Annotated in this window: 10 protein-coding genes and 2 pseudogenes; 5 read left to right on the plus strand and 7 right to left on the minus strand. The window is 65.5% G+C overall.

Annotated features, from left to right (window positions below; genetic code table 11):
* Window positions 1-6 precede the first annotated feature (6 nt).
* From MEBOL_RS07850 to MEBOL_RS42620, 3 genes and pseudogenes are all read right to left on the minus strand, one after another.
* Entirely contained in the window at window positions 7-2,433 is a 2,427-nt protein-coding gene (locus MEBOL_RS07850; protein WP_095976832.1) for an SEL1-like repeat protein, read from the minus strand.
* A 359-nt stretch (window positions 2,434-2,792) separates the two neighbouring features.
* Window positions 2,793-2,933 carry a hypothetical protein gene (locus MEBOL_RS41810; protein ID WP_170115460.1) on the minus strand — a complete coding sequence of 47 codons (141 nt, stop codon included), beginning with the start codon at window positions 2,931-2,933 and terminating at the stop codon, window positions 2,793-2,795.
* A gap of 8 nt (window positions 2,934-2,941) precedes the next feature.
* Window positions 2,942-3,181, minus strand: a pseudogene (locus tag MEBOL_RS42620) (IS701 family transposase); the annotation flags it as partial.
* A 480-nt stretch (window positions 3,182-3,661) separates the two neighbouring features.
* On the opposite strand from MEBOL_RS42620, the gene MEBOL_RS07860 reads away from it, so the two are divergent.
* Window positions 3,662-4,666, plus strand: a complete 1,005-nt coding sequence (locus MEBOL_RS07860; protein WP_245919542.1) for an ISAs1 family transposase — start codon at window positions 3,662-3,664, stop codon at window positions 4,664-4,666.
* A 435-nt stretch (window positions 4,667-5,101) separates the two neighbouring features.
* Here MEBOL_RS07860 and MEBOL_RS07865 read toward each other — a convergent pair whose 3' ends face one another.
* Together MEBOL_RS07865 and MEBOL_RS42625 are read right to left on the minus strand one after the other, a co-directional pair.
* Complete coding sequence (locus tag MEBOL_RS07865) at window positions 5,102-7,816, minus strand: HD domain-containing protein (RefSeq protein ID WP_157774808.1); 2,715 nt, start codon at window positions 7,814-7,816, stop codon at window positions 5,102-5,104.
* A 207-nt stretch (window positions 7,817-8,023) separates the two neighbouring features.
* Window positions 8,024-8,372, minus strand: a pseudogene (locus tag MEBOL_RS42625) (transposase); the annotation flags it as partial.
* A gap of 55 nt (window positions 8,373-8,427) precedes the next feature.
* Here MEBOL_RS42625 and MEBOL_RS07875 point away from each other — a divergent pair.
* Both MEBOL_RS07875 and MEBOL_RS07880 read left to right on the plus strand, forming a co-directional pair.
* Complete coding sequence (locus MEBOL_RS07875; protein ID WP_245919544.1) at window positions 8,428-8,742, plus strand: helix-turn-helix domain-containing protein; 315 nt, start codon at window positions 8,428-8,430, stop codon at window positions 8,740-8,742.
* Between the two features lie 22 nt (window positions 8,743-8,764).
* Window positions 8,765-9,415 carry an IS630 family transposase gene (locus MEBOL_RS07880; protein ID WP_245919546.1) on the plus strand — a complete coding sequence of 217 codons (651 nt, stop codon included), beginning with the start codon at window positions 8,765-8,767 and terminating at the stop codon, window positions 9,413-9,415.
* A 646-nt stretch (window positions 9,416-10,061) separates the two neighbouring features.
* Here the strand turns inward: MEBOL_RS07880 and MEBOL_RS40995 are convergent.
* Window positions 10,062-10,502, minus strand: a complete 441-nt coding sequence (locus MEBOL_RS40995) for a transposase (RefSeq protein WP_342747749.1) — start codon at window positions 10,500-10,502, stop codon at window positions 10,062-10,064.
* Window positions 10,469-10,873, minus strand: coding sequence for a transposase family protein (locus MEBOL_RS41000; protein ID WP_157774810.1), 405 nt, complete (start codon window positions 10,871-10,873; stop codon window positions 10,469-10,471). The genes MEBOL_RS40995 and MEBOL_RS41000 overlap by 34 nt, the downstream gene beginning before the upstream one ends.
* A 339-nt stretch (window positions 10,874-11,212) precedes the next feature.
* On the opposite strand from MEBOL_RS41000, the gene MEBOL_RS07890 reads away from it, so the two are divergent.
* The gene (locus tag MEBOL_RS07890) at window positions 11,213-11,683 is read left to right on the plus strand and encodes an NUDIX hydrolase (protein ID WP_095976836.1); all 471 of its coding nucleotides are present in this window, start codon (window positions 11,213-11,215) and stop codon (window positions 11,681-11,683) included.
* Between the two features lie 156 nt (window positions 11,684-11,839).
* Window positions 11,840-13,198, plus strand: coding sequence for a peptidase MA family metallohydrolase (locus MEBOL_RS07895; RefSeq protein WP_095976837.1), 1,359 nt, complete (start codon window positions 11,840-11,842; stop codon window positions 13,196-13,198).
* Window positions 13,199-13,260: the final 62 nt, after the last annotated feature.

Consider the following 13,260-nt stretch of genomic DNA (forward strand, 5'->3'; position numbering starts at 1 on the left):
TGAGCCTCAGAACGCCTGGGAGTTCTTCCTGCTCTGCTTCTCGACCTTTGCCTTGTCGCTCGCCGCGATCTCGGCCTCCATGGCCTTCTTCGCGGAGGGGATCGTGAAGGTCAGGAACGTCGTGGTGGAGGGCCAGTCCCGAGACACGGTGATGACCACGCCGTCCCGCCGATTCCAGGTGTGCACCACTTTCCCGAGGCCGATCCTTCCTTTCTTGGAGTTCGGTGCTCCGTATTTCGCCTGGACCATGGAAGAGATCCGGCCGACTTGTTCGATGTCTATGAAGGAGGGGAACTCGTACTGGAAGACCGCCAATTGATCCGTGGCGGCCACATAGCCCACCCGAAGCTTGTCGGCGCCGTCGAGCAGATCCTTGGCCGGGTAGAGGTCGTACCAATAAGCGTCGTCCTCTCGTTCTGGCACGACTCCTTCCCGCCTGGCGGCTCGCCGGATGTCCTGTCGCTTCGCGGAGGAGAGCGCCACCCCGAAGACAGTCGTTGCATCCTTGGGCACTCCCTGGTCTTTCTCCCGGAGCGCGGAGAGGTTGGAGCAACCCCTGGCATTTCCGCTGGTGCAGGCCTGTTCATAGAGCGAGGCGGCGCGGCGCTCATCCTTGGGCACGCCCTGGCCCTCCTCGTGGAGCATGCCGAGTTTGAGGCAACCCGTGGCATGTCCGCCAGCGCAGGACTGCTCCCACAGCGTGGCGGCACGGCGCTCGTCCTTGGGCACGCCCTGGCCGTTGATGTAGAGTACGCCGAGGCACGTGCATCCCTGGACGTCACCGCCGGTGCAGGCCTGTTCATAGAGCGCGGCGGCGCGGCGCTCATCCTTGGGCACGCCTTGGCCCTCCTCGTGGATCAAGCCGAGTTTGAGGCAACCCGTGGCATGTCCGCCGGTGCAAGCCTGCTCCCATAGCGTGGCGGCACGGCGCTCATCCTGGGGCACGCCCTGGCCGCTGAAGTACAGCACGCCGAGGCTCGTGCATCCCGGGAAAAGACCGCTTGTGCAGGCCTGTTCATAGAGCGCGGCGGCGCGGCGCTCATCCTTGGGCACGCCCTGGCCCTCCTCGTGGAGCATGCCGAGGTTGAAGCAACCCTTGGCGTATCCGCCAAAGCAGGCCTGTTCATAGAGCGCGGCGGCGCGACGCTCGTCCTTGGGCACGCCTTGGCCGTTGAAGTACAGCACGCCAAGGTTGAAGCAACCCGTGGCATGTCCGCCAGTGCAGGCCTGTTCATAAAGCGAGGCGGCGCGGTGCTCATCCTTGGGCACGCCCTGGCCGTTGAAGTAGAGCGTGCCGAGGCTCGTGCATCCCTGGAAAAAACCGCCAGTGCAGGCCTGCTCATAGAGCACGGCGACGCGGTGCTCATCCTGGGGCACGCCCTGGCCGTTGAAGTACAGCACGCCAAGGTTGAAGCAACCCGTGGCATGTCCGCCGGTGCAAGCCTGCTCATAGAGCGTGGCGGCACGGCGCTCATCCTGGGGCACGCCCTGGCCGTTGAAGTACAGCACGCCGAGGCTCGTGCATCCCTGGAAAAGACCGCCGGTGCAGGCCTGCTCATAGAGCGCGGCGGCACGGCGCTCATCCTGGGGCACGCCCTGGCCCTCCTCGTGGAGCACACCGAGGTTGAAGCAACCCGTGGCATGTCCGCCGGTGCAAGCCTGCTCATAGAGCGTGGCGGCACGGCGCTCATCCTGGGGCACACCCTGGCCGTTGAAGTAGAGCGTGCCGAGGCTCGTGCATCCCTGGGAAAGACCGCCGGTGCAGGCCTGCTCATAGAGCGCGGCGACGCGGCGCTCATCCTGGGGCATGCCCTGGCCGTTGGCGTAGAGCACGCCGAGGTTGAAGCAACCCGTGGCATGTCCGCCAGTGCAGGACTGCTCCCACAGCGCGGCGGCGCGGTGCTCATCCTTGGGCACGCCCTGGCCGTTGGCGTAGAGCACGCCGAGGCTCGTGCATCCCTGGAAAAGATCGCCAGTGCAGGACTGCTCCCACAGCGCGGCGGCGCGGTGCTCATCCTTGGGCACGCCCTGGCCCGTCATGTGGCTCACGCCGAGGTTGAAGCAACCCTTGGCGTATCCGCCAGAGCAGGCCTGTTCATAGAGCGCGGCGGCGCGGCGCTCATCCTTGGGCACGCCCTGGCCGTTGTCGTAGAGCGCGCCGAGGTTGCTACACCCCTGGGCAAGGCCCCCGGAGCAGGCCTGTTCATAGAGCGAGGCGGCTCGGCGCTCGTCCTTGGGAACTCCCTGCCCCTCCTCGTACCGCGAGCCAAGATCGAACTGACTCCGGGCATCTCCGGCTTCACTGGCGGGGGCAGGGGCGGGTGAGGGGGCAGGGGCGGGTGAGGGGCAGGGGCGGGTGAGGGGCAGGGGCGGGTGAGGAGGGCAGCGTACTGGGGGGGGACAAGGCTGCTCGACCCCCCGAGGCGCATCCACTCAGCATCAGCAGCCCGAAAAAGACGCCGCGTCCCATGCTCAGCCGCACTGACCTTCCTCGTGCTCCCGACATTCCTGGTCCCCTCTGGATTGGTACGAAACACTTCACATGCCGTCTTGGTTCATCCGGAACCTAGCACCTAGCGTCCCTGTGTCATCGCGCGAGGAGTGAAGAATCGCCTGCGGAGGAACGGACGGGGCAGCCGAGAGATGCTGAGGTCAGCTTAAGCTGGTTAATCAGGGTTTCACTCTGTGCATTCAAGTCACGGCGAAGACAGGCTAGAAGAGGAGCGCGGGAGAATGGGTGCCCGAGTCGGGCCGTGCGGTGCGCATGACGGGAGCGCGAGTCTCACCTAGTACTACAGTTGGACGTGGATATTGGGCGCTCTGCGGCGGTAGTGGCAGAGTTTGGCGACGGCCTGATGGTGGCGCCGCCAGCGGCTCCAGCGCAGGATGAAGTCCAGCGCGGGCCGCACCACCCACCGCGCGAGTTTCCACATCAGACGTCTCACTTCCTGAACACTGAAGCGGATAAGGACAGGCCTCGCCGCCGTCGAAACGCTCCCATGCGACTTCTTCGATGCGGCGGGCCCAGGCGTTTTGGGACTGGGTGCTCCTTCTCGGACGCGTTGGCCATGACTCGCGCGGCCGCCAGGAATGCATGTGCTACCAGGCACAGCGTCATGTGGCGGTACCACCCTCGCCATTTCCTCACCTCATAGTCGTCCAATCCCACCTCTCCCTTGGCCCAGGCTTGATTCAAAGTCCCACGGGAGAAGTTATCCCACCTGGACCTACGGGCGAGGTAAGGTGCCCGCCCACGGGCTGAGGAGAAGCGAGCGGCGCAGGGCTGCTCGCGTGGCACGAGCCCGACACAGGTAGGACGCGGGCCCAAGTTGGGGCCATTTGGAGAGTGGAAATGGGCAGGGAGAAAAACCGGGGCGGGAGAGCTGGCGGGCCCTCCACACTCCCTGAACGGCAAGGAGAAGCGAGGAGTCGCAAGAGAGAAGACACCTCGCCCGTGCAGGGGATGATGACGCGGTTGGCAATCACGTTCAAGCAGATAGTGGACCCCCGGACAAATCGCGGCAAGAGGCATGGTTTGGGGGCGATACTGTCGCTGTTGGTGCAAGGGATGGCGACGGGAAGAAGAGTGCTGCGACAGGTAGAGGCGTTGAGTGTGGACCTGGTGCGCGAAGGGACCGAGCCTGAGGGATTGCGCGGACCTGTGTCGGACACGACCTTGGATAGACTGCTCAGTCAGCTCGAGCCCGAGGGGTTGGACAAGGTGTTGCGGCAATCGGTGCGGACAGCGCTCAAGCAGGGAGTGCTGCGGCAGGACAGGATGGCAGCGGGAGTGGTGTCGATTGACGACAAGGCGGGGGAGAGCACGCGAGGACAAGCGCCGTGCGAGCCGAGCCACACGACAAGAGACGAGAAGGGGCAGGAGTATTGGTACCCCTTCGCGCTCAGGGCAGCGCTCACCAGCAGCAGGGCATGCCCGGTGCTCGACCAGATGATGCTGGAGGGCAAGCAAGGGGAGGCGACGGCCTTCCCCACGCTGCTGGGCAGGGTGGTGGAGAAGTATGGAGAGCATTTCAAATACGTGACGGCAGACGCGGGGCTGACGAGTGCGGCGAACGCGAAGGCGGTGAGAGAGGCGGGCAAGCATTACCTGTTCGCGGTGAAAGAGAACTTCCAGCGGCTCTACCCAATGATGTGGGTGGCGTTGGGGACAGCGCCCGTGCAGGTGTCGGTGCGAGAGCGAGCACGAGGCGAGTGGGTGGAGCGGGAGGTGAGAGCGGTGCGAGTGCCCGAGACGGAAGAGTTTCCCGAAGCGAAGCAATGGGTGTGGGTGCGCAGCAGGCGGGAGCGGGAGGGGAGCTTGTCCGAGGTGGAAACGAGATTGTTTGTCACCTCCATCCCCAGCGGGGAGTTGTCCGGACAGCAGCTGCTGACGGTGGTGAGAGGGCATTGGGGAATAGAGAACGGGCCGAATTGGACGGCGGACGTGGTGTTGGAGGAAGACACGGGCTCGGCGAGCTTGAGAGGACAAGCACCGGTGGTGCTCAGTTGGCTGCGCTTGCTGGCCTACAACCTGTTGGCGCTGGTGCGCACGCACCTGCCGCCAAAGGATGGACGGCCCGTGTCGTATGCCCGCTGCCAGGAAGTGCTCTACCAAGGCTTGCTGGGCCTGGCGGTGCTCCCGGAGAGTCTGGCCCCACTTGCCTGAGCGCCCGCCAGCGCCCGGCTCCGGCCTCCTCTGCCTCCACCTCCTCGGCTTCGCGGGTCCGTCCTCAGCCAGTTGCCCTCCCCGAGGCGCTCCTGTCGCGAGCGCCTGCTGGGAGCACGCCACGCTCTTGCCTGAAACGGCTTGCCCCCGGGCCCGCCCCCTTCAAAACCTCCCTCTCGGACTTTGGATCAGGCCTGATACGAGGGGATGTCTCAGCCACACCAACTCAATGGTCCGTTCAACTCCGCGAGCACGAGCGGGAATGCGAACGCGTACATCGTGTCCGATTCCCAGACGGGCCAGCACCCGTGCGGAGGTCTCGGAGATGCGCACGGCGAAGCCACGCAACATCCCGGGACAGCGACTCCTCTCAAGGACGACGGACACCACGGCCGCCCAGATGGAGCAACGGGATGATGGCAAATGGCCGGGACATCACGTGGCAGCGCTGCGCCGGGACACGCGCAGGCAGAACGCGCCTCTTCCTCCCACGGTGAGGGCTTCCCCCTTCGCACTCTCGAGAACGCCTTTCAGTTCTTCGACTTCCTGCATGAGTATTTCCGAGAGGACGACGTCCTCGCTTGAAATGGACCAAGCCCTTGCCAGGGCATCCACCACGCTCGCGGCCAGTGTGCGGTTCTGAGTGAAGACTGTCTGTCCCTGCGCGAGGGCACTGGCCTCCGCCTCTGCCGCCGACTCCAGCCAAGTGGACCACCACGTGTCCGTCGCGACAGGATCCACGAACCTGACCAGCAGGATGGCCGGGTGGATGATGTTCAAGTCGCTGTTCCGATGCATCTCAAGGACACCATATCCAAACTCCGTGGAATAACCCCGAGGTGCATGGATGCTTACCGGATCGAGCAGGATAACGGGTTCAGGCCATTGACTCGTCGCGATGGCCTCGCGCGTCAACCATCCTCGCGCGCTCAATGCCACCGGTAGCGCCCCCACGTCCCCCCCATACCGGACGACCCGCTCCGCCACCCAATGCTTGTCTTCATCCGATATGGGTTCTCGCTGCCACAGAATGGCTTGTTCTGAAGCCCATTGAGCCAGGGTGGCGGTGTCGACATCCGGACAGGTGGAGTGCCGTGCCATCGTCAAGGGAGAGGCAGTGAGGATACCTGCCATGGACTTGGCGTAACCTGTGAGCTTGCCGCCCGTGGCTAGGATTCCCAACATCACATCTAAATTGGTCGAGTTGAATCGTCTTTGAACGTCTATACATGCACGTCCAACGACCTCTCCCATCGGATTCTTCATGAGGCGAAGATTTCGTCCCATTTTCTCCATAGCATCGGAATCGAAATGATCACCGTATTGGATGCTGCCCAGTTCCTTGAGCAGCGCAAGTCCGTCCTTGTGCATCCACTCCGAGGCTCGTCTGACAAGTTTTTTCGCTTGCGGAAGCTCTTCCGCGTAGAGGTTTACATCCAGCGCAGGATAGGAACGCGTCAGATACTCACACAAGGTATACGGGCCATGATCGAGCGGCTTATCTGGGTAGAGCAGATTGTCTCTCTCGTGAAGGGATTCCTGCGGCCACACCCGGATACGTGTCCCCACATCCACGAGCCGTTCCCCCGTGCGGGCCACACGAAGGATGGGCGGCGAGCCCACTCCTTGCCTGAATTCAAGAACACGCGTTGCCTGCAGACTATCCTCGCTTCGACGGGTGCTCACACGGACGTGGTTCCCCCACATGAATACCGAAAAGAAACCAATTCCGTACCTCCCGGTCGGCTGGAACCCCCTAGACCACAACCCCGGGCATTCCTCCCTCGCGAGCTCCGACCCCCAATAGCTTGTTCCAAAATCAAGGAGGGACCCCGTGAGAAGGGCCTGTGACATTCCAAGCCCCGTGTCCTCGACTTCGATCCATTCCCCCTCCTCGTCCCGTCCCAGACGAACGGTGACATCCCCCCAGTCATTGGCCCGTTCCTCCAGCAATCTGCGCGCGCGCACGGCATCACACGCGTTCTGCAGCAGTTCCCTGAGCGGTACGTCGGGCGCGTCTCCATAGAGCTGTCTGCCCCCGAACCGCTCGACAATCGAGGGAACGTCTTGAATCCGCACACGTGTATCGATGGGAACCCATCCCTCAGTTCGAATCAGTTCGACTAGGCGCTGAGGGTTCTCGATTCCCGCCACTCCACGGGCCGCTAACCGCGTGCGCCCAGTCTCCGTGAGCAAGGCGTCCACTTGTCTCAACTCACGATCCACCATGTGCAGGGCATCGGAGCACAACCACCATGCGGGCGCCTCGGCTTCGGAAAAGCGGGTGGACGAGGAGAACACCAAGCGTTCGGATTCAAGCCGCGGCTTGAGGAGCTTTTTTTGAAAGGTCCAATGCGCCTCCGACACGTCCCGGAGCCGTCGCAGGGTCTGCAAGAAACCTGGTGCCCGGCGCGAATCCAAGTGGCTGGCATCCGCAAGCCGCAACAGGCAGGCCACTTTGAGGGGATCCATGGTCCATGCGCGAGGACACCACCCCGGTGCCCCGATGGTCTCGGAGAACTCCTCTTTCAAGCGAGCGGCAGGCCAATGATGACTCTGTGCGATGCTCCCGAGAAGCGCGCCCAGTTCTCCTCGAAGGTCCGGGTCATCGATCAGGTGGTACTGAGTACCCGAAGCGCTCATCCAGGACACCTCTCCCAGACGAGCGGCTTGTTCGGCATGCATCAGCCGAAGCGCCTCGCGGGTGGCCTCCGAGGCCTGCGCAGCGGGGGGATTCTGGATCTCTCGCGCCGTCGGCCATCGGCCTAGTTCCCGCCGAAGCAACCGAGCCACAGCGTCCAGCCAGACCTCCGAACGCTTGAGTTCATCGCTCCCCCCAGGGTAAGCCGCCAAGCTCATCCCCAGGTCATGCAAGAGGATACCGCCGCCCAGCAGGAAGGCTTCAGGGGGCGTGAGCGAGACCTGCGGCCCCGCGATGAGGTCCGCCATCTCCCACAGTGCATCCAGATGCGAGATGTCGTGGACGGTGAAATCGGGCATGTCTCGGGGGATTTCGGCCGCCAGGGACTTGGCTCGTTCCCGGAGTGCCATGAACGCCTCACGCAGGCGAGAGCGGGCCCGGCTCGCTTCCGGGTCTTCCTGAATGCTGGCGAATGCATCACGCCACAACCGCACCGTATTGAAGTCCATGGTGACGAGACAATACTCCAAGTCCAGGCGAACTCCCCCATCAATCGAGGACTCCTGAGTCAGATGAAGTAGGATCGCTTGGGCATGTCCGTCTGTGTTTCCTCCCCGCCCGATGTGCCATCCTTCGATGGTGATAAACGCTCCAGCACGTGAATGTGAGCCTGCCCCGTTTGAGTGGCTCTCCCGCACTTTATGTGCACGAAGCGCTCAGGCAGCGAGGAGCACGCGCCGGCGTAGCAGGTCGAAGCTGGCACGGCCGTACATCTGGCGCTTGAGGAGTTTGAGCTTCGTTATCTGCCCCTCGGGCTGAGCGTTGCTCCAAAGTCGTTGTCAACGCGGCTCGAACCGCTGAGCCGTCCTGCGCGAGCCCCTGCGCGAAAGTCTCCACCGCGCGCACGCCGCACGTGCGCGCCTCGCCCAGCCACGCCTCGAAGCGCCTGCAGGTGTTGATGGGCTCGGCACCATGCGTGGCACCCCGCTCGCGCACGAGTTCCGCGAAGCGGCGCACCAGCGGCATGACACGCGCGGCCGCGGCGTCCTGCTCGAGGCGCGCTAGTGGACTGTAAACGAAGTTATTGGACATAGTCGCGAGGGATGAATAGCTCTGGTGGATGAGAAGACGTCCTCCGCGACTCATCCGCCTCTTGCCAGAAGAGGCCTCCTACCTGGAGAGACTGGTGCGAGATGGACGCACCGAGCAGCGCATCGCCCGGCGAGCGCGTGTCCTGCTGGCCATGGATGACCCGGCCACCATCGTGTCGGAACTGGCTGACCGGCTTGAACTGGACCGCAGAAGCATCTGGGCGCTCTGTCGTCGCTTCGATGAATTCGGCGTCGACGTGGTGATGGATGCTCCCCGCCCCGGTCGCCCGCGGGAGCTTTCCCCCCCTCCAGCGCGTCGGGGTGGTGCGGCTGGCGTGCTGTGAGCCGGCCGGAGTCGGGCTGCACATGACGCACTGGTCCACGCGCAGCCTGGCACGTGCCGCCCAACCGCGGGGCATTGCCCCAGCCATCTCCCACTCCGAGGTGGCGCTCATCCTCCGGCAGGCCGACCTGCAACCGCATCGCTCTCGCTACTGGAAGACACCGACTCCGGACGACACCTTCCGACACAAGGCGGCCTCCATCCTCTGGTGCTACGAGCGTGCGCGCTCTCTGGCCGAGCGCGGTGAGGTGGTGCTGTGCCTGGACGAGAAGCCCAACATCCAGGTGTTGGAGCGTCGCTGCTTCACGCGCCCCATGCGTCCTGGGCTCATCGAGAAGCGTGAGTTCGAGTACATCCGACACGGCACCGTGAACTTCCTGGTGAAGTTGGAGGTCCACACCGGCCAGATGCGCGGTTGGTGCCTGGAGCACAATGACGCGGCCTGCTTGCGAGCCGTGCTCCCCGAGTTGCTTGGGGAGTACAGGCAACTGCGACGCATCCACCTCATCTGGGACAATGGCTCCAGCCACATCGCCCAGGAAACACGCGCCTTCCTGCGACACAACTACCCATGTGTCCGGGTGCTCTTCACCCCGGCGCATGCGTCCTGGCTCAACCAGGCCGAGTTGCTCCTGCGCGCCTTCGCGGCTCGCTATCTGCACCGGGGAGACTAGGCCAGCCGCTCCCAATTCATCGCCCACCTCGAAGCGAGCTGGCCCGAGTACAACCGCCTCTACGCCCACCCCTTCACCTGGTCCTGGACCCGTCCCCAGATGCATGAGTGGGTGGAGCGACACCGCTCCTGACTATGTCCAATTACTTCGTTTACAGTCCACCAGCGTGGCCGCTTCCATGGGAGTGAGTGTGGCTCTGGGTTGAACGAACATCCATGCCAGCTGCTTGGATGATGGAAGTGCGCCACCAGGAGGCGGGAGGCTCGAGTGGGCGTTGCCACGACGTGTGTGAGGCGTCGAGCGCGCCACCGTGGTTCGCCGCGTCTGCAGCCAGCGGTGGACTTGTCGCGACGTGCCACCAAAGCCCTGGGCGCGAATTTCCCGCCACAGGGCCGATGCATTCTCGCAGCCCGCGGCGCGCCTCTGGGCCAGGTATTCCAAGTAGGGGTCGAGGATGCTCGGCGCGGGCTCACGCACCGCGCGCTCAGGAAAGCCGGGCGCCGAGGCATACTTGCGCACCGTCGCGCGCGCCAACCGAAGGGTGCGGCTGATTTTCAGCAAGGGCTCTCCGGCGAGGTGGCGCTCGCGTACGGCCTGGTAGACGGTGAGGCGCCGTGAGCGGCTGTCCTCACGCGCACGCGACTCGCTACGTGTGCGCGGGAAGCTGGCGTGACGGTGCACGGCGGAGTCGTGCGCACCTGCGACGGGCGGCAGTGCACGCAGACGCGCATGCGCCCCGGCCAACCAGCGTTCCACCATTTGCCGCCCATTGAGCAGCAGGTGCCAGCGGTCCGCGACTTGTTGGGCGTGGGGTGCACTGCGCCGCTGCGCGCGCATACTCACTTGAGGGTGCTGTCGTCACGACTCCGACGCCAGGATGGCTCCGGAGCCAGGAAGTCAGCGTGGGAGCGGACCGGTCGGGGAGCAAGTCGACGACGCGGTGCGCCTCCACATCAACCAGGATAGAGCCGTAGGTGCGTCCTTTGCGCCAGGCCCAGTCATCCACGCCCAGCACCCGGGGCGCAGTGGACGGAGGCAATGGGGCGCGGTGCATCAGTCGCAGGAGCGTGTCGGGACTCGTCGGCATGGCCAGGGCCGCAGCAGCCTGGCGCCGGCTTCGGCCCCGGCCGTCAGGCCCACCGAACACTGGGCCCGCGCGAGTCGGCGCGTGCGCCGGGCACTTGGGGCGAGCAGGCGTTCGGAGAACGTGCGGCGCGCGCATCTCGCATTGTGACAGCGGAAGCGACGCACGTGCAACTCGAGCTGAACTGGGCATCCCGCGGTGGGCAGGTCGGCTGGCCGCCGGACATAGGTGCTGTGCGGCGCGTCGCTGTGTTCGCTGCAGGAGGGGCACGGTGCGCCTCGACGTTCGGCACGCACCACGAGGACGGCTCGCGTGGACTCACTACACACGACTCGCTCCACCCGGCAATCGGGAATGGGGAACAACTCGTTCATCGCGGGTTGTACGCGTCACGCTCACTGCCTGCCGTTACCTCCTGCTTGCCCGCTCGAGAACCCCATCAAGGGGCGGGCAGGTTCAAGCGCCTCAAGCACATAAAGTGCGGGAGAGCCACGTAACCGGGGCAAGCCCACCGCGCACAGAGGAAGCACGCGAGACCTGGCGGCCGCATCCACGACAAAGCATGAGCGCGCCCAATCCTGGGGGACGTTCCGCAACCTGGCGTCCAGGTAACTCTTCAAATCAAGCGCCATATCCGCTCGCGCAAATATACATGTCCCGTCGAAATGACGTGGCGCGCCCCCGGTAGAGCGTTTCCACGACTTGGAGGGGCGATGAGCGGAGGACGTTCCTGGGATGGCCACTGGAGGGTCCGCCTGTATGGGCGGGTTCGCGAGCGCGGGTACACTTCGCTCACCGCCTTCGCCGAAGCGCGCCCCACCGCCTCGCTGGTGGCCCTGGCCAAGGAGCTTGGCGAGGACGACGTCGCCGGGGTGCAGGTGTTGGGTGAATTGCTCGCCGAGGCGGAGCAACGCCAGCAGGTCACGCGTTTTGTACGCGGTGTGCTCGTGCGCATGTTGTCTCAGAGCCTCCCTGACGGCTGGCCAACAGAGCTGGACGACACCAACCGTTTCAAGGTCGCCAAGGCACTCGGCTCGTGGATCGCCTACACCCCTGAAATCCATAAGGAGCGCGCCAAGCAGGTCAGGACGGCCCTCCTCGCTACGCCGCCCCCCTCCTGCTGGCGCCCGCTCGGCCCCGACAACGAACTGCTGCGCACGCTCATGCCCGACGAAGGCGTTTGAGCTCCGGTTCCACCCACGCGCCCAACCTCCGGGATGCACCCCTCGGGCGCGTCGGCGCATTTTTGACGCGGTCGCTCGGAGTCCGGGCCGGAAGCCAGCGCCCCCCGAGAGGCCCGCTCGCCCTCCGGACGAAGCCTCGGCCATAATGGCCCCGCGATGCGTGCCCTGCTCCTGTCCGCCCTGCTCTCCACCGCCCCTCCTCCCACGGCCGCCCAGGCCCAGAAGCTCGCCGCCCAGGAGCAGTGGGATGACCTCTACCTCGCCTGGGCCGCCGTCAACCCCAAGGGCTACTCCGCCGCCGAGCGGCGCACCATCGCCACCGCGCTCGTCAAGGGCTGCGACACCCTGTCCGGCAAGGACGCCGTCATGGCGTACTCCCTCGGCGAGCGCGCCGTCCTCTTCGACGAAACCGCCCCGGGCCTGCGCTGCCTGGCCCGCACCTCGCTCGCCACCGAGCAGCGCGGCGGCGCCGAGGAGGCCTTGCGCAAGGGACTCCAGCGCTTCCCCAAGGAGGGCTACTTCGGCCTGGAGTTGGGCCGGCTCCTGCTCGAGGACAAGGATCCCCAGGGCGCGCTCGCGGCGCTCGAGCGCGTCCCCCCGCGCTCGCCCGAGGCGGCCCAGGCCCGCCCCCTGATGGAGAAGGCCCGCGGCGAGTCCAGCGAGGAGAAGGAGGCCCGCGCCCAGGCGCGCGCCATCGAGCGGCGCTTCAACGGCGAGACGGGCAGCGCGGGCCTGCCCCCGGCCTCCAGCGCCTCGGGGCTCACCTACGAGTCCGGCGTGAGCGCGGATGGCATGCGCACCCGCGCCAACAGCCGCTTCATCGTGAAGTACTTCAACAACGCGCGCGATTTCAGCCAGCGCGCCGAGTACGAGGGGAAGATCGTCTCCGCGCTCGACGAGGCCCATTCCCACACCCGTCAGGTGCTCGGCGAGGCGCGCGAGTCACCCGTGGATGTCGTCCTCTACACCCGCGAGGAGTTCCGCACCCACCAGGGCGCCGATCTCGCGCGCGCCGTGGCCGGGCTGTACTCGGCGGGCGCCATCCGCATCAACGACGCCGCGGAGCTCACCCGCCAGACCAAGGCCACGCTCGTGCACGAGTACGTCCACGCCGTGGTGGATGACCTCGTCCAGGCCGCGAACGGCGGCCAGCGCGTCCCCGTCTGGCTCAACGAGGGCCTGGCCGAGTACGTGGAGTGGCGCTACCTGGGCCATGACAAGCCGCCCGTCAACCTGGCCAACCGCCTGCGCGGAGCCGCCCAGGCGGACCAACTTCCCCGCCTGGAGCAGATGGCGGGTCAGGCCCTCATCTCCCACGGGGACCCGGCCATGGCCTATGGCACCTCGGCCATCGCCGTGCGCGAGCTCCTGGCCGAGGGAGGGCCCGGCCGGCTGCTCAGCCTGATTCGCAAGGTGGGCGAAGGAGCCGCCTTCGAGGAAGTCCTCCGAGATACCTATGGCCGGACCGTTCCGGAATTGGACGCCGCCGTGAAGGCCGCTCTCTCGCGCAGGTAACAGGCGGGCGGAATCCATGGACGCGAAGTTTACCCCCCTGCGCGAGTCTCCTAGAGTCCAGC

It is taken from the genome of Melittangium boletus DSM 14713 (assembly GCF_002305855.1).
GTDB classification, from domain to species: domain Bacteria; phylum Myxococcota; class Myxococcia; order Myxococcales; family Myxococcaceae; genus Cystobacter; species Cystobacter boletus.